Source organism: Treponema succinifaciens DSM 2489 (assembly GCF_000195275.1).
Taxonomy (GTDB): Bacteria; Spirochaetota; Spirochaetia; order Treponematales; family Treponemataceae; genus Treponema_D; species Treponema_D succinifaciens.
The window spans coordinates 53,858-71,756 of record NC_015386.1 but is presented as its reverse complement, the minus strand read 5'-3'; the positions used below and the strand labels follow the sequence as shown (position 1 = coordinate 71,756).

The 17,899-nt window shown below is 35.3% G+C and carries 15 protein-coding genes; all 15 read right to left on the bottom strand.

The features are described from left to right. Window positions 1-11: 11 nt before the first annotated feature. Entirely contained in the window at window positions 12-683 is a 672-nt protein-coding gene (locus TRESU_RS13460) for an ankyrin repeat domain-containing protein (protein WP_013702744.1), read from the bottom strand. A gap of 353 nt (window positions 684-1,036) precedes the next feature. Beyond that, window positions 1,037-1,345, bottom strand: coding sequence for a hypothetical protein (locus TRESU_RS13450; protein WP_013702743.1), 309 nt, complete (start codon window positions 1,343-1,345; stop codon window positions 1,037-1,039). Next, a complete protein-coding gene (locus TRESU_RS13445; protein WP_013702742.1) occupies window positions 1,329-1,538 on the bottom strand; it encodes a hypothetical protein in 210 nt (69 codons plus the stop codon). The genes TRESU_RS13450 and TRESU_RS13445 overlap by 17 nt, the downstream gene beginning before the upstream one ends. A gap of 89 nt (window positions 1,539-1,627) precedes the next feature. Further along, window positions 1,628-2,098, bottom strand: coding sequence for a hypothetical protein (locus tag TRESU_RS13440; protein WP_013702741.1), 471 nt, complete (start codon window positions 2,096-2,098; stop codon window positions 1,628-1,630). A 14-nt stretch (window positions 2,099-2,112) separates the two neighbouring features. Next, window positions 2,113-5,607, bottom strand: a complete 3,495-nt coding sequence (locus TRESU_RS13435; protein WP_013702740.1) for a hypothetical protein — start codon at window positions 5,605-5,607, stop codon at window positions 2,113-2,115. A gap of 12 nt (window positions 5,608-5,619) precedes the next feature. After that, window positions 5,620-7,671: a phage baseplate assembly protein V gene (locus TRESU_RS14490; protein WP_013702739.1), complete on the bottom strand. Its 2,052-nt coding sequence runs from the start codon at window positions 7,669-7,671 to the stop codon at window positions 5,620-5,622. Window positions 7,672-7,688: 17 nt separating this feature from the next. Then, entirely contained in the window at window positions 7,689-9,212 is a 1,524-nt protein-coding gene (locus TRESU_RS13425; protein ID WP_013702738.1) for an AAA family ATPase, read from the bottom strand. Window positions 9,213-9,235: 23 nt separating this feature from the next. Further along, window positions 9,236-9,844 (bottom strand): 4Fe-4S cluster-binding domain-containing protein, encoded by a 609-nt coding sequence (locus TRESU_RS14485; protein WP_052299636.1) that lies wholly within the window; start codon window positions 9,842-9,844, stop codon window positions 9,236-9,238. Window positions 9,845-9,864: 20 nt separating this feature from the next. Beyond that, window positions 9,865-10,722 carry a hypothetical protein gene (locus tag TRESU_RS13415; protein WP_013702736.1) on the bottom strand — a complete coding sequence of 286 codons (858 nt, stop codon included), beginning with the start codon at window positions 10,720-10,722 and terminating at the stop codon, window positions 9,865-9,867. A gap of 1 nt (window position 10,723) precedes the next feature. Continuing rightward, a complete protein-coding gene (locus tag TRESU_RS13410; protein ID WP_013702735.1) occupies window positions 10,724-12,589 on the bottom strand; it encodes a phage late control D family protein in 1,866 nt (621 codons plus the stop codon). 112 nt (window positions 12,590-12,701) lie between these two features. Beyond that, complete coding sequence (locus tag TRESU_RS13405; protein ID WP_013702734.1) at window positions 12,702-13,784, bottom strand: hypothetical protein; 1,083 nt, start codon at window positions 13,782-13,784, stop codon at window positions 12,702-12,704. 86 nt (window positions 13,785-13,870) lie between these two features. After that, entirely contained in the window at window positions 13,871-14,581 is a 711-nt protein-coding gene (locus tag TRESU_RS13400; RefSeq protein ID WP_013702733.1) for a hypothetical protein, read from the bottom strand. Continuing rightward, a complete protein-coding gene (locus TRESU_RS14480) occupies window positions 14,578-15,549 on the bottom strand; it encodes a hypothetical protein (protein ID WP_013702732.1) in 972 nt (323 codons plus the stop codon). The genes TRESU_RS13400 and TRESU_RS14480 overlap by 4 nt, the downstream gene beginning before the upstream one ends. Then, window positions 15,542-17,221: a phage late control D family protein gene (locus tag TRESU_RS13390; RefSeq protein WP_013702731.1), complete on the bottom strand. Its 1,680-nt coding sequence runs from the start codon at window positions 17,219-17,221 to the stop codon at window positions 15,542-15,544. Before TRESU_RS13390 ends, TRESU_RS14480 begins: the two co-directional genes overlap by 8 nt. A 95-nt stretch (window positions 17,222-17,316) precedes the next feature. Further along, a complete protein-coding gene (locus TRESU_RS13385; RefSeq protein WP_013702730.1) occupies window positions 17,317-17,856 on the bottom strand; it encodes a hypothetical protein in 540 nt (179 codons plus the stop codon). Window positions 17,857-17,899 lie beyond the last annotated feature (43 nt).

Genomic DNA, 17,899 nt, shown 5'->3' with positions numbered 1-17,899 from the left:
TTTTACCTATATTAATAATGTGTAAATCCATCTGCTCCATGTGTTAACAATACTTCTGCAACTTTTTCACAACCAAAATGATGGGCAACTCCATAAAGAGTATATCCATAAGTCGGTTTATTATCTAAATCAATAATCGTATATCGTTTTGAATTTATATTTCCGTAATAAGGCAAAAGGTATTCTACAATTTCTGGATTATTACTCTGCACGGCACAAAAGAAATAGTCATATCCATCTCCAGAATGTGAAAACAAATTGACTTTATGATTCTCCAAATACCCTTTTAGTAAATCGACATACCCCGCATTGCAGATTGATGTAAGCTCGGAAAAAGTATAATCAGCCTTGTCTCCAAAGTCTTCAAATATCGTATTTCTAAAGGGATTTAAAATCAAATGAACATAGTCTTCGTGAATTTCAGCTCCATATTGCAAAAGAAGATCGACTACTTCCCTGTTCTGATACTGCAGGGCGATTAATAAAGGAGTCACACCATTTTCCAGTTTATGATTTACATCGGCTCCATTTTTTAGAAGGAGTTTGATGATTTCTTTTGAATTATTTCCCCATGTATGATTATAACTATCCCTATATATATATCCTGATTCTATATACTGCATAAGAGGTGTTATACCATTTCCACAATCAATATCAATATTAATACCATTAGAAATTAACAACTGAGCCTTTTCTTTAGAATTACATTTTGATAAAAAAGAATAATATTTAGAATTCGCAAAAACAAAATCAGAATTTTCGTAATCAGTATTTAAATATAATAAATTTATATCAATACCATTTTTAATTAATAAATCTGCTAAATCGTAAGAACCTTCTTATTCAGTTTTACACAAATATGAGAAAAATTTGGCTTCATTTTGTTTTAGAAAAGTGCAGCAATCATCTTTCTTAAGTAATTTATTTACTGTTTTGAAATCTAACATATATAATGCTTCTGTAAATCTTTCTTCTATCGACTTTTGTTTACAACTGGTAATGCTGAATACAATTATTAAAAGAAAGACTATCTTCTTCATACTTTTTTCACCCCATTAATCTTTTTTATCCTTTTTGAAATCAAAACTTCTTTGAAATCAGTACTATAATATTCTAAAAAACTTTTTGAAAAGTCTATTTTTTTAAAGTCATAATTAAAAATATCATTGTTATGCACAAATTTATCTGCAGAAAAGTTTTCAATATTTTTATATTCGTCTTTTAGATGTGCATATAAAGGAAGAAGCAAACTAGAAGTTTTTGTAATTATTAGTATAATACCCTTATTTTCATTCTTGTTTTTATAAGTAAAAAACTGTCCATTTTTACTATCTATCTGGTGCATGAAATACAAAGTCAAGGCCTTTTAATACTTCAGGGACATTTGCAATGTGAAACTCCATATGATCCATCAAATCTTCATCGGAATCTGGTAAATAAAACTCTGTTTCATAATTTATACAAACAGTATCATAATCTCTTTCTATATCAAAATAAGATGCTTTAGATTTTGGTTCTTTAAATACTTTTCCCTTCATATCTTCTTACTTATATTTTATTCTAAGTCTAAAGAAGTTGCTATTGGTTTATCAATTATAGTTTTTACATCCGTAATATCTTTTGGACGTTACTTTATCTTCGCATATTCCGGGTGATCTTTCTGCCAGTCATTGTAGATTTTTTTCAGTTGTTTTGTAAACCACAGCATTGCAGGAGTATATACTCGTTCTGATTCATTTGCGGGGAAAGTAAATCCTGTTAAATTGAAATCTAACATATCTTTAATATCTTCGTTATTTTTATAAGTAACAATTGAGGCCATTCTTAATACCGGATCTGTATATGAAATGACTGATAAAATATCACCATTGGCACTTATTTTATAATCTTCTCCTCTTCCATCTGGTGCATGAAATACAAAATCAAGACCTTTTAATATTTCAGGAACATTTGCAATGTGAAATGTGATATAGCTAAATAAGTTTTCCGGTATATCATTTGTTCTCGGAGCACCGGTAATTCCTTTTATAACCAGTTTATTGTTCTGTTGTGTGATATCAAATAATGAATATAAGTCATTTTCTTTTATTATTTTCATACCTTACCTCTATTTTATTCTAAGTCTAAATAAGTTGCTATTGGTTTATCAATTATAGTTCTTATATCAGAAATATCTTTTGGTCCTATCAAAAGTTTCTCATACACTCCTATATGATTTGTATATGTAAATGTATATTCCTTACCAGAAAATAAAGATGCTACTGATAAATAATTATCTAAAAGATCACATATCGATGCCAATACTGTTTCGCCTGCAAGTTTACCAGCTTTTAATTCTTTATATTTCTCTTCAGATGGTAAAGCTTCTTCAATCTGTTTCCATGCGGCATCAATTTCTGCTTTTGTTTTTGTATCTGTTTTGTTCAAACCATATGATTCATAGTTTTTCCTAAATCGTTTTAGATTATTTTCTATATCCCATTTATATTTTACTTTATCTATTTTAACTTTTCTATTATCCAAAGTTGTCAAACTTCCAGTTTCATATTCTTTTCCCCATTTATAATATAATTCAAAGGCTTTCCGAACATTTGCATAATTTGAGTTTACAAACATCTTTTCATAATATTCTATAACAAATACATGATCTGTTGGGGTTATCTTTATCTGATTCTTATTATACCCTATAATAATTTTTCCGTTTGTAACATTTCCCATACCTTGGAAATAGAACAAATCTGCAAAGAAGACGACAGGTTTCAGCGCAATATTATAAAGATTACCTGATGGATCCCCTGGATGTAATCTGACCATTCTTGTTGGTTTTATCATTCCGGATTTTTCCAGTTCAATAAATACATTTCTTTCATATTCCGTAAGCGGATATGAAAAATGCGGTCCGTTATCCATAGGAGGGGCATTTCTGATTCTTTCAACCATTTTTTCATCACTAAGTTTATAAAAATTATTATATTCATCTACGTGTACTTTTATGAAGGTTTCAGCAAATGGCTCTATTTTGTAAACTGCATTTTTGATGTCTTTAATATCAAAGTGGTTTTCATATTTACATAGTGCCATATCAGACTTTCCATCAAAATCTATGACATCGATTTTATTTACTACATCACCACTTTTTACAGTGTATTTGGATTCTATCTGTAAGACTTTTGTATCCGGAAAGTATTCTAATGCAGGACTTTTTGTAACTCTTACACTTCCTCCATAAAAATTAATTTGATTTACTTTATCTAAGTTATTTATAATTTCTTCTAATTTTCCAAAATAAATTGTCTTTGTTTCAGAAATTTGGCAAACTGTTTTTGAAACATTATCGCAAATCCTGCATGCTAGTTCATAATCATGGTTATCAATAAAGAGCATTGAATCAAGAGTATTTTCAATATCTATAATTGCCTGTTCAAGCAATGCAAGTTCACCTTCCTGGCAAGGAACCGAATATCCATATTCTTTTCGGAGCATTAATTCTGCTTTTGCCAAATCTTTTGATATGCCTTTCAGGAACTTTAACAATTCTTTAGGACATTTCAAAGCTTGCTCGTACTGACTCTTCATCTCGTTGAAGTTTTCTTTTGTTAATTCAATTTTTCCTTGATACCTTTTTTCTAGATTTTCTACCTGTTGTTTTATTGTTTTATAATATCCTCCAATTGTTTTTTCATATGTACTGAACTTTGCCTCTACATTTTTTACATATATTTTTTCTCCAGCATTGTACCCTTTGTAAGTTATTTTTTGAGTAAACCCTTCAAGAATTGAACCTGACAATGCAAATAATCCAGCAAAAGCTGCCTGGGTTGCTGTAAATTTAAGCCATTCTTTTCCACGTCCTTCAAATATCTGTCCGTTACCAGTTTGTTTCAGCTGAATCATAAATGGAACCGAGGTCATTACCATGCTTGTTGCAAAATTTGCAGTAGCTCCTATAAAGCATATTGCAACTTTATTTGTAATAGCCCCTGCCTTGAGCAAAGAAGAAACCCCTTTTCCGACAATTCCGAATGTCGCAAAGGAGACTACATTCATTCCAAAAGAATACGCTGTTTCACTTATAGTAGGAATTTGACCGCGATCCAAATAATTAAACAGTTGAGAAGCGCCTGTAACTAATGCCGCACTTCCTAATACTCCAACAGTCTGAGCTATTGCTACAGCCTGTGCAGTCCCGCTTAATGCCCCTGCTAAAAATCCTACAGCATAAGGAGCAACTATCATAACACCTATTCCGATGACAACCGCAAAGGCTATATCTATCCAAGCACCAGCAGACCTTCCCTGATTGATTAATTCATTTGCCTTTAATTTATAAGCCTCTATTCTATTTTGTATAATTTCAAGCTCTTTTTCCGCCTTTTTAATATCTGTTATTCGTGTAATTTTATCTAATTCATTTACTTGGCTGAAAACATCATTGAAAAAAGATTCTTCATCTATAAAAAGACTTTCTATATTTCCTATATTTACTTTTGTTTCTGCTGCTAAATAAAATAGTAAAACTGCAAGGTTATAACAATAATAACTTATATTTGCTAGTGACAGTTTTTCTGAAATTGAAGCTGTTACGGTTCCCGTCAGAGTGTCATTTATTAATTGATATTGATTAATAGTTACGTTTCTTAATTGTGTAAGTCTTAGCCTTAAACCTGTTTGAGTTCCATATTTATACTTACTAAAAATTTTATCTGCTCTTTTATTCTTTTTTATGTAATCACTTATTTGAATTTCTGAATCTTTTAATTGTTTTATGACTTGAGATAAATATTCTGTAGTACAGTTTGTAAGGGCGTCTTCATAATTTTTTTCCCCGTTTTTTTCAATATCATCAACAGCAGATTTATATTTATTATCAAGTTCTTTTGCTATCTCTTCTATTTTCTTTTTATCTTTTAATGAAGAAAAATCATTTGAATAGTTAAAAATATATTCATCTGTTATTTTTTTTTGAGTTTTTGTTCGCAATACCCCATATGAATAATCAAACATAAAACTATAATAAGATTGAACTAAATAATTGAAGTTGTCTTTACTTGAAAAATATTTAATTAAATTTCCAAAAAAACTTTCTGAAATTTTTGTAATATTTTGATAAACAAACCAGTCACTTGCATCATTACAAAGAAGGCTGTATTCATATTCAATAAAATTTAATATCTTTTGAAGTCTACCCTGTATTTCATAAAAAAGATTATTTGCAAATGACAAGGCATCTATTATTTTATCTTCCTTGGTTATCCATTCTTTAGGTAGTGTATTAATTACATATCCAATATAAGTCACGTCCCTGAAAAACATTCCTACATTTTTCATTGCCCCAGAATATTTTTCAAAAACATTTTTTTTATATTTTCCCCATGCTTTATTAACCTGAAAATCATATTTGAATGAAAGGTCATTTATAAAGAAAGTTCTGTGTGTAAATAATTCTGTATAATCCTTTTGATTATTATTTATATTTTTAAGTATCTTTTCGGTATTTTCATCAAATCTTTTCATTTGATAAAGTAAATAATTCAATCTAGGTTTTAATTGCATTAAAAGAGGTTCAAGTCTATTTAAATAATATACATTTTTATTTTCTTCTGTCATACGTCTTTTTCTCTATCCAATTAAATTATCCTGACCATAAGTTAAATCAATATCATCTGAATTATCTATTTCAACCTTATATTCTCCAGGTACCAAATCTTCATTTTTTATCAGTTTTTTTTCAGGATCAAAATTAGCTTCTATTTCTTCCCCAGAAGTAACATTAATTAATTTGAATTTCTCATTATCAAATTTATTTAACATCTTATCTTCTATGTTAATTTCAAAGACTTGTCCTATCTCCACCTCTCCACTTTCCACCATCTTGCATCTCTGCCCAGTCACCTCAAAGGTAAACTTCGGCTTGTGGTCAAGTTTCTCACCGTTCCAGTGGTAAGTCCACTCCGCTTCAGCCTTGCCGTCAGCAATGTCCGCCCCCTTAGAGAATACCTCGCGCTTGCTCTCGTCGTACACACGGAAAGTCACCCCACCATCCATGTCCTTCGTCTCGGCGAACAGTTTTATCGGCTCGTCCACAAGCCCCTTGCTCGTAGGATTCCCGTCCTTGTCCCGCCACTCTGCTTTCGTTATCTCTGGGCGTATGAGCTCCACTTCAAGCGTGTTGCTGCTCTTTTCAAAATTGCACCACGCACAGTGAGCCGTGAAAATGAATTTCGGGTTCTGCTCAGGAGGCATGACGCTCTGGTCCGCACGGTACAGCCATTTCGCGCTCACGGTCCCGCCTTTTACTGTAAGCGGAAATTTTGCGATTGCAGCGCTGTCCTCAGGCGACTGCCCCTCGCGGAAAACTTGCAGAGTGACCATGTTACCGTCTGCTATGTCCTTCACACCAGCAGAAAGCTCTATTTCCTCGCCCTCCCTGCAGCTCGTCTTTGCCCACTTCACGCCCGTGAACTTCGGCTCTTTCTTGTCCTTTTCTTCCTGCCCGCGCTTCCATTCCTCGGTGTTCAGCGGGTTCACTATCGCCGGCATCGGGATGCTCATCCCGGCCGCCATTATCACGGAGTTGTTCTGCATCCCCATGTCGTTGCATGTCGTTACCTGGCTTCCGATGACTGCGACTTCCTTTCCGTCAACCTTTACCTTGCTTACAGTCCCGCCCGTGACCTCGCCCTCTTTCTTCGGGTTGTTCTGGAATTTTATCGTTCCAGGCAGCTGCATGTGCATGGAGTCGTCATGCTTCGCCTTGCTGCCCTTCACGGCGGCTCCCTTGTTCCCGATTTTCACGTCTTCCGAGACCTTATCGCTTATCTTCCCGATGAATGGATGGGGAAGCGGCACTGTCGTCGTTCCGCTTCCGCTTGGCACTACCATTATGTGCGTGTCGAACCCCATCACCTTGTCGTCCTGAACGGCTATCTGCCTGCCTTCTGCTGTCACGCCCTTCGTGCCGCTCATCTTGATGTTCTTTCCTTTGAGATTAACTTCCTTGTCGCTTGTGATGTTCACATTGCCTTTTGGACTTATTTTTAATGTATCATCAGTTGTAAGTGCAAATGTTTTTTTTGTCGCAAGGTGAATTTCGCCTTCGCCTTCACATTTGAAATTCCTGCACTTTATGTTTATTCCGCCAAGCTCGTTCTCGACCTTTATCCCGCCGGACTTCCCTATGCTCACCCGCATACGGCCTTCCGCGCTTTCTATCCTTATCTCCTCGCTTCCCTCTTTGTCGATGACTTCTATCCTGTGGCTTCTTGTCTGCAGGAGCGTGCTGTCGCACCTCTTTTCGGTCCCGCTTTCCGGCGGCCGGTGCTCCCTGTCGTATATGAAGCCCAGCACATAGCCCCTGCTCCTGTCCGCCGCCGTGAACACCGCAAGGCACTGCGTTCCGATTTCCGGGAGCGTCCACATTCCTTTTCCCGTCCCACGCCCCTGCCCGATTACCGGAAGCCACGGGCTTACGCTTCCGGGCACTACGGTGTCATAGCTTATCCTTATCCGTCCGAGGCAGTCGGGGTCGCGGTTGTCCGTCACCACCCCCACCGTCGGCGGGCATCTCATGAGCAGCTTCGTCTGGTTGAACTCGCGCCTTCCGCCGGCCCCTTCCCTCGGATCCGGCTCGCTTTCGAGCAGCTTGGTTAGCTTCCTTGCCACTTCTAGCATGGGATATTCCTTATTTTTTACATTTCAAGTTTGCGTACGCCAGCAGTTTCATCTTCCCATGAAGAATTACTAGCTTTCTTTGCTCGGATTTTTGCCCATTCTCGAATACCTTTTATTTGGTCGCCCATTGTCTTACTTAAAGGAATCATCCCTGCAACAGTTTTTTCAAGATGCTCCTGCTTCAAATCACAACCTTCATCAAAGGCATCGTAAAGAGCAGATACTATGATTTCTTCCAATTCTGAGCCTGCAAATTCTTTTGTACTTTCTGCTAATTTCTCCAAATCAAATCCATTAGGATCACGATGCCTCTTTTCAAGATGAATCCTAAAAATATCCTTTCGTTCTTCTTTAGAAGGCAAATCCACAAAGAATATCTCATCAAATCTTCCCTTTCGCAATAATTCTGGAGGCAATTCCTTTACATTGTTGCAAGTTGCTACAACGAACACTGGCGACTTTTTTTCCTGCAACCATGTCAAAAAAGTTCCAAATACACGAGCCGTAGTTCCGCCGTCTGTCTGACCAGAGGAACTTAAACCGCTGAATCCTTTCTCCATCTCATCAAGCCAAAGAATCGAAGGAGCAATGCTTTCTGCCGTTGCAATGGCGCGTCTTACATTCTCTTCGCTTGAACCGACAAGGCTGGAAAACACTTTGCCTACATCAAGTTTTAACAAAGGCAACTGCCACATACTGCTGATTGCTTTTGCTGTAAGACTTTTTCCACAACCAGGAATACCCAAAAGAAGGATTCCGCGAGGCTCAGGAAGCCCGAACTCCCGTGCAGCAGGGCTGAATGCTTTACCACGCTTAGAAAGCCATTCCTTTAACTGTTCAAGACCTCCAACTTCCTTCATATTTTCATTCGCATGATAATACTCAAGAACACCAGACTTTCTGATTATCTGTTCTTTTTCCGCAAGAATTGTCTTTAGGTTAAAATTGCCATTCTCAACAATCGATTTTGCAAAAACATTTTCAGCTTCTTCCGCTGTAAGCCCAAGAGCTGCTTCTACAACCTTGTTCAAGAAGTCTTTGTCTTTGATTTCTTCAAGTTGCTTTTCACCGACAGTCTCAGCTATCGACTTTACAATCTGCTCCAAATCTTCCTTATCTGGAAGCTTATAATCAACTACAGAAATTTCTTTCTCCAATTCCCCTGGTATTTTCAATATAGGAGACAAGAATATAACATTCTTCATTGACAGTTTTAAACTTCGATTCAAATCGCGCAACTTTCTTATTACGACAGGATCATTCATATAGGGATGGTAATCTTTCAATATAAATAATCCGTTTACATCAAGATTTAAAATATATTCCAAAGCTCTTACAGGGTCTTTAAATTCTGTAAGATAACTTCCGTCTGGCAACAGAAGCCCTTCCGTTACAGACCATTGATAGAGCTGCTTGTTCCTGGCGGTAGCAATTTGCTTCATAGCATTACATACACGGTTTTCTTCAAATGAGACAATATATATCAGCGGGTATCTTGCCCTGATAAGTGTCTCAACAGTTCTCGCAGTTTTATTTAACATTAGCATCTCCAATTCATTTCATTTTATAGTATATCAAAAAAACCCGTTGTAGTAACTATACCATCAGGATTTATTATTATTTCACATTCACTGGAATCCTCCGTTGAGAAAGTCAAATCCGACTCTATCAAACCGTCTCTTAATTTCAGGTACCTCTGATTTCCAGACCCCGCGTATTTACAATGACTAGGCAATTCCCTTATATACGGACCATCAATAAGATAATCACAATATCTTAAAATCGAGCTACAGTCTTTTAAAAGTTCTTCATATAAAAAGCCTGTAAAAACAAGGGTATTCAATTTTTGCTCTTTTGCTGTCTTTAACAACAACTCTAAATCATTTTTTTGATAAAAAGGCTCTCCCCCTGAAACAGAGATACCATCATACTTCTTTCGATTTATAATCCGAAAGATTTCAGAAATATCCATTTCTTGCCCACCCTGCATCTTACAGGCTTCTTTATTGAAACAGCCTGGACATCCTCGTTTACACCCTTGCACCCAGATACAAAATCTGAATCCAGGGCCATTTACACAACTGCCTTCAATATAGTTGTTTATTCTCATTCTGTCATGTTTCTTTTCAAGTGAATTTTTGTAATGAACGCACCACCGAATAGTCAAATACATTAGACTTTTTTAGCACATCCTCAAGGATAATAGCGGTTTTGCAATTTTGAAACATCAGGAAGTTTTTCTCCGATGATGATTTCTTCAACCTCACCACTCGGATATGAAAGTTTTTGATACACAAGATAACCGTTGTTATCGGTTTTGCGTTCTAGGTTTGCGACCATCACGAATTTTCCGTTCACCTTTTTTTGATACTCTCCCTTTCCGTTTGTGGTCGTGTAGCGATACAGAATACCGTCCAATGATTCTTCCATAAGTATTTTGTTTTGATACTTCATATACGTTACGCCATCACTCTTGAACTCTAACACATCATCACTTTGATATATCTCCCAATACAGTTCCTTTGAGCCGTCACTGCTCCACTCATTAATATCTCGACGGTCTTTCTTTTCTAGGAGTTCGTATTCACTCCCCCATTTAAAATTATGTGCAGTGTCGCCCTCAATGCTTCCGCCATTTATTTTGTAAAACAGCGTTACTGGATTTTCTTTTCGCGAGAGATTTACAACCTGAAGTTTAGTTCCTTTAAGCAAGAATTCGAGCCACGGTCTTTCGTTTGACTTTCCTTTATACAAATCCACCGCTTTTACCGAAGAAATCATTCCGTCAATAAAATCATACTCTGTCGCATTTGCAAGAAAATCATTGTCACCATAATCAACGATACCATTTTTATAATCCGAATATGTGATTTTAGAAACATAGACTTTTTTGTGCTTCGGATTAAAATTTAAACACAGTTCTTGATTCGTTTTCATCATCACAAGCAAATTTATATTTTCTTTTTGATTCTGCGTTAAATTTGATTTTGCAAATATTGTAAAAAATGAAAAAATGACACATATAAAAGATAAAATTTTCTTTGTTTTCATATTAGTTTCCCTTTCTTTCTATTGAGTATACTTCAATTTTATTAATATAGGCTTTTTTAGTATCTGTAGCAAAACTTGAATTAGACCTAAAAACTCTACCAGCATCATTTTTACTTGACGGTACAATTTTATATTCGATTACACCATTCCCTAAAACCGTATAATCCTCAATATTAACCCAATGTTGTCCAAGCCCACCTCCAATATATGCTCTTCCTAAAATATAATGAATATATTTAGAATCTTTCTTCAAATTCTTTAGAGTTGATTCATTCAACTGTTTTTCAAAATAATCAGATTTTACAACGATATTCGAGTTAGCTTTTTTTATAGCACTCATTATTGCAGATTGAGAAAGATTTCCATTACCGTCAACAATCTTATTTTTTTTATCAGTAAATCTATTTGGGGTAAATTTATTATTTTTAGAAATCGTACAAACAAGTCTTGCAGCGGAAACAACCTTGCATCCGTGTATCTCCATTGTATCCCCAGCAGCATTAGATAACTTTTCATCCTTCCATTCATCATCTTGTTGTTTCCAGTCTCTATATGGTGCTGCTATCTTTCCAAAATCATATAATATTTCTTCATTATTATCCGCTACAATTGAATTATTGTTATTTGCCTGAGAATTTTCTGCTGCTGAAGTCTGAGTATTATTTTCTACAGCAGATGTTTCTTCTGAATTATTCTGTTCTTCAGTCTGGCTCGCGTTCATAGGGATTACCGAAGCATTTCCTTCTCGTGCATTCGCAGACTGATTGCTTGCCATCTCACTATCAATCGTGCTCGCTTCTTTGTGTATCGAAGTCTCGCAGAAATTCCTTTTCAAGTGAATTTTTGTAATGAACGCACCACCGACAGACAAGTCATGCTCTACCCTATCCGCAATATATTCACCAGAGAATTTTTTCCCGACATACTTTATATTTACCCGCATACCAGGGTGAATTCTATAATCGCCCTCACATTTTACCGTTCCAGTCTGATATGCGAACGAGCTTTCTATCAATTTTCCTATAGCACGTTCTTTCGCATCATCATTATCGTGCAAATTCTCTTCCACAAATGTGCTAGTCCATTTGCCACCTGCACCATTTGAATTGTCCTCCCAGCTTTTGCTTCCACCGACCTTGACAGGAATTTCTTTTAACGACGCATTTCCGCTAATTGCCTCGCAATTGTTCTCATCCCAACCCGTAAATGCACAACTAGAAAGCTGACCTTTAAGATGTTCTTGTGCAGTAAAACTAATCAAACTCTTTCCCCATTCAAGGATTATGTCATCATCCCTAACTGTCACTTCATTCTTGACATACACTTTCGATTCGTATGCATACACCGTCTTGCCATATTTTCTGGCATTTTCAATCAAGAAATCAAAGTCCGTAGCACACAATTCAACCTGATAATCCTTCGTTGCACCAAAATCATCTATTTCGCTCTGGAGAGAATACGAGTCAACAATACCTCGCAATATATCAGACAATCTCTTTGACTCAAATGATGTTGATTTATGCGCATTCTGCATTTTATACAGACAGTTCCGGCATGTGATTAAAAGCTGTTCATGTCCATACTCATTACATTGTACCTCAAAATCCGTAACTTCACCCGAAAACACCTGTTCACAGTCATCTTTATACCCCATGTGTACGGAAACAACGCTCTCTAAGGTGAATGTTCCTTTTTCTGCAATTTTTACTGCGGATGTATCAAACTCAAGTATACATGCTCCCACATCATTAAGGACATCATCCATGTGTATTCGCTGCAATGCTCCCTCATGCTCCGTATCAAGACGCTTTCCGTCAACATACACTATCCAAACCGGAGTCAAATGCTTATCTTCTCTATCTCCCATGCTTTACTCCATACCTATATTTTTTATAGTGATGTATAATCATAATAAAATCAAGAGTTTTGCTATAATGAAGTTTTTGCAAAAGTTTCAAACAAGACAGAGGTCTTATCTATCATATAATTTTCCATTTTTCAATTTCGCTTCGTATTTTTGCAGCCTTTTTTTTATCTACATTTTCAATTATTTTCAAAAAATCGGAATCAGCAGTTAAAAAATTATACCCATTCGTCTGCATAAAAATTTGTGAATCTATTATATCATTCTTGTTTATTTTTTTGTTTTTATCTAATAAATATTTATTCATAATAAGCCTAAGATATTCAACAAAATAATTATTTGTATCTTTACATAATATTTCTTTGTATTCATCAAAAGCTTGTTCTATATCAATATTATATTCACTTATAAGTGCTTTACCTTTTCTTTTTGTTGGAATTTTTTCTTCTTCTTTCATTTTTTTTAACAAATTTTTTGTTAATTCTTCAGATTGTAATGTTTCTAATATTTTTTGACTATTTTCTAAACTGTATTTTTTTGAATCGGTTGGCAAATCTGAAATTGTAGAATTATTAATAGCACAAGAATAATTTATTAATAGTGTATAAAAATTAGTAAAGTAAATCGAATTTATTGAACTTTTTAAAGTAACTTCATCTTCTGTTTTATAAAATTCCTCTAAAGCATTCTTTAATGATTCAACAACAAACCCGTCGGCTTCTCTTATTGAATAAACCAAGGCTTCAAATTGTCTATAAAACTTATAAAATTTTTCATCCCTGAGATTTGGTTCTTTGTAGTATAAATAAGAACCGATAATTGCAATTAAGTTAACCAACCACCATGATAAAAATTCACTTTCAAATTTTAATTTTTTTTCAAAAGCACTATTACATATCCTATTAAATATATTGTCGTTTTGTATTAATTCATTCAGTTCATCTGTCAAGATTGAATATTCTGGCTTAAAATATCGTATTATTCCAATATGTTTATCTGATAAGAATGTATATAGTTTTCTAACAGAATTTTTATCATTTCTAAAATGTACCAAAGCTTCTAATAGAGAAAGTTCAGATATAAATGGGGTTCCATATTTTGAAATTGTTTCTTGAATCTTCGAAATATCATAATTCGAGGAACTTACATTTGCCCAATAATATAATATATTCGTATCTAAAATTACTTTTTTACACATAATTTCATTTCCTTTAAACCATATTTAACTAAACTAAGTCCCAGATTAATAAATAAGATTTTTCATAAAAAAAATAAACATATATATCAGAAATTATTTTTTGGAATATATGTCTCCCCTATCACTAATTTCTGTTTAAATCTATCTTTATAAACATAGTTTACAAAATAGTATTTACTCCTTTCATCACATAACGGCTTGAGGGAATCATCATCAATATAATATGGTATTAATCTATATTGTCCATTTAAATCAATGTTTGCTGTTGAAAAGAAAAAGCATAGTTTATTTTGATATATACCGAAAAAATCTTTACCAAATTCCGCTTCTATAAATTTGTCTTTAGGAGAATAAAAAATTATATGATTGGGATCGGTTATATTAAAAATAAAACAAACCCTATCTCCGTATTTACCAACATACCCAATAAATAATAGATATTTTTTATATTCAAAAGACACTGTCAAAACTTTTATCCCAGAAGAGTCAAATCTAATATCATTAATAATAAATTTTTGATTATTAATCTCAAACATACCTTTTAGCAAATCAATGTTATTACTGCCTATTGGATAATACAATATATAAGGTATTTCTTTTAATTTCTCTATTGTAATTACCTTGCAGTCAGAAAAACCTGTATTTTGTAATTTATCATGTTCTAACCAGCCATGTTCATCAATTATATATTCCGTATAACTGTAGGAATCAAAATAAAAAAAGTTTTTAAATTTATTGTCAGCATAAAGCAAAAAAAATGTAAAAATAATTTGTATCGATATAAAAATTTTTTTCATGGATATACCTTATTGTCTGTAACATCCTGATAGTTTGAATTCTTCTTCCAAAAAACAGTTCCACCATAGGCAGCTGTTGAATCTAACTTATGATTCCATGGTTCACCTCTATTTTTACCAGAAGGTTGCCAATGCTCTTGGAAAGGACCTACAGTCGTATCTCCTGTTTTATAAATATCATGTTTTGGATCTGTATAATGAATTCCCCATTCTTTATTATGCATATTTGATTTTATATCAGCACCATACCACCAATATGCACCATTTGACTTACCTTTGCTTGTTCCCAAGATTGTAGTTATTGTAGCGTTTCTTGAAGTTCTTAGTCTTGCATTGTTATTTAATGTTCTTCCACGACGCGTAATACCTTGAGAATCATTATCATAATACCCATTAACTTGACCAGGTGCCTGTATTTCTTTTGTCACTGTTGTTTTCATCAATTCAGATCTATTTATTATTACATCACCAATTGCCTGCATTTCTTCAAGAGTATAATTTTTTTCATCAGTTTCTCCGTATAATGCAGCTGTCATTGTCTCAAAATCTTTGATTGAGCCAACATATTTTGAATTACCATTTTCTTTCACATAAACAGACTCCCATTCGTTTTCACTCCCTTCTGTCTTTATAAAATTCCCATTCATATCATAGTATATTCCAGCCGAATCGACTCTCGGAAAGTTTATGTCTATTGTTGCAAGTTTGGCGACAGGAATTTCCGTACCAATGAGCTTGAACAAATCTTCAACAGTTGCTACTTCAGACAAGACATAATATTTTTGTCCTGATAATATAACATCACATTTTAGTTTTTCTCGAAGCCAACAAATTATTTCAGCATAAACAAATTTATCAGAATTCAGTCCAAAAGGAGTTAAGATTTCAGCTGCAATAGTACTAATTGTTTTACCCATTTTATCATTATTTATCGTTTCAACAAGTACATTGTTTACATTATCACTCATGCTCGTCTTTCTCCCAAAATATATAATATTTCGAAATGTTTATGTTCCTTAAATCAGCATATCCATTTTCATCTGTGCTTCCATCAATTTTAATTTTTCCATCGAAAGAAAATATTCTAAATTTCTTGTTTCCAACAGGAAGTCCATTTTCTTTATCCTTAAATTGAGTTTTTATCCATCCCAGCACATCCAACTGTCTGGATTCTTCACTTTCTACACTATCGCATTCAACAGTGAAAGCATATTCGGGCAAGGTGTAACCCTTTTCTTCCATCTCTTTCTGGCTTTCGGTGTCGTCGTTGTCCTCCATGTAAACGACTTTCCAATCACAACGAATTTTTCCGTCCTGTACTTTATCAGTGAGAACCGTTAAATCATCGTCATCTCCGTCATCGTCTTTCTCAACGATTTTGAGTTTTGCGGTCGCCCCGTCTGCAGCTTCCCAATGAGGATTCATGATTTTCGGATTCTTTTCATTGGATGTGTTTTCTAAGTCGCTCTGATTCTCAGCCTTGCTTCCGCCCGCAGAAGCTACTAGTGAGTTCTCTTCCTGTGTGCCGTTAATCTGGCTGTCCGCCCGCTCCCTGTCTATCTCGCTCGCCGTTCCGCTCCTGTCGTTCACCTCGCAGAAATTCCTTATCAGATGGCATCTCGTGATGAAGCCTTCCTGAATGTCAAGCGTATGCTCCACGCTCTCAATCAAATATTCACCGTCGCTCTGCTTGCCGATATATTTCACCGTGAGGCGGTTGCCCGGCTTTATGTGATAGTTTCCCTTTGTCTTTATGTCGCAGCTCTGGAACTTGAACGAGCGGTTCTGTATGTAGGCTTTGGCGACCGCCGCCGCGTCTTCCTCGTCGATAATTTCTTCGGTGGTAATCTGCTCGATTTTCTTCGGGTCGTAGCCCTTCGAGTTGTCCTCCCAAGAGTATTCGCCCCCGATTTTGAGAGGGATGTCCTTCATCGTAGCCGTCGCCGCAAAGCCCCTGCAGTCCATAATGCTCCAGCCCGTGCAGGTCGCAGCAGAAAGCTGCTTTGTCATGCTCGTCTTTGCCCTTGCGCTGATTATCGACTTTCCCCATTCAAGGATTAAATCGTCATCACTCGGTGTTATTTCAGTTTTTACATAAACAGTGTTGCCCTGACACCAGACCGCCTTCCCGTACTTGCAGGCGAGCTGAGTGATGTAGTCATAGTCAGTGATGTTCCTTTGCTCCGTGTAGTTGTGCTTCGGGCCGAATTCCTCGACCTCGGCTTTCAGATTATGATTTGTGATGATTTCTTTTATAATCTGGGCTGTTGTCTTGCTTTCAAATGCCTTTGCGCGTATGCCTTTGTCCAGCCTGTGCAGTTTTGTTTCTATTTGGACTTCCATCTGGGGCGCGCCGTACTCACCGAACCGCGGCACGAAGCCCGTTACCTCGCCTGAGAAAACTTCTTCGACATCATCCTTGTAGCCCAGATGAACCGAGACCTCGCTTCCTTCGGAGAATACATCGTCATTGTCAAAGTCCGGCACTGACATACCGAAGACAAGGCTCGCAGTTCCGATTGAGCTAAGCCTGTCAGAAACTCTGATTTTCTTCAATGCCCCCTCATACTTCCAGGGAAGCCTCGCTCCGTCCGCATAGACTATCCATATCGGGGTCAGCGTTTTGTTCTCTGATGACATCGTTGTTTACCTTAGTTTTGATTATAGCATATTTATTGGTTATAGTCTTTGTGTAAGAATATACAGATAAATGAACAAGTTTTTTACATTTCCTATCAATCAAGTTTTATCATTATATTTTGTATCGACTCATCATTTGCAAGATAGAAAAGTCTTAAGCTATTATTTATAAAAAAAGACTTATCATTAACTATAAAGAATTTACAAGCACTTATATATGCGTTTGTTGGTAATGATACAATTTTCTTATTATCTGAAAAAATATCTTCTACACTAATTTCTATATCAGCACATAGAACCTTATAATTTTTTAAATCAACAATTGCTGTTGCAAATTTTTTTCGGCTAGAGATTTTTTTTATTCGTTTTGAAAAAAAATATGAACGAACATCAGGAGCAAAAGGACTTCCAAAATCAAGTCTTAAAATATCATCTGAAATCCAATAAGAATTATATCCTGTGGGACTTATTTCGTGCGATTCTAATCGATCATTTCTATAACTAAAAACGATTTTAAATTCACCATTTATAAGTTCTTCTACAGATAAAGATACTTCATTGTCATTATAAAGTTCATTTGCAAAAACCTTAAAATTCAATAGAAGTAAAAAAATTAATATTCTTTTTATATTCATTAAGCTAAGCCCTTTGTCCAGACATTTTGTCTGAAAAATAACG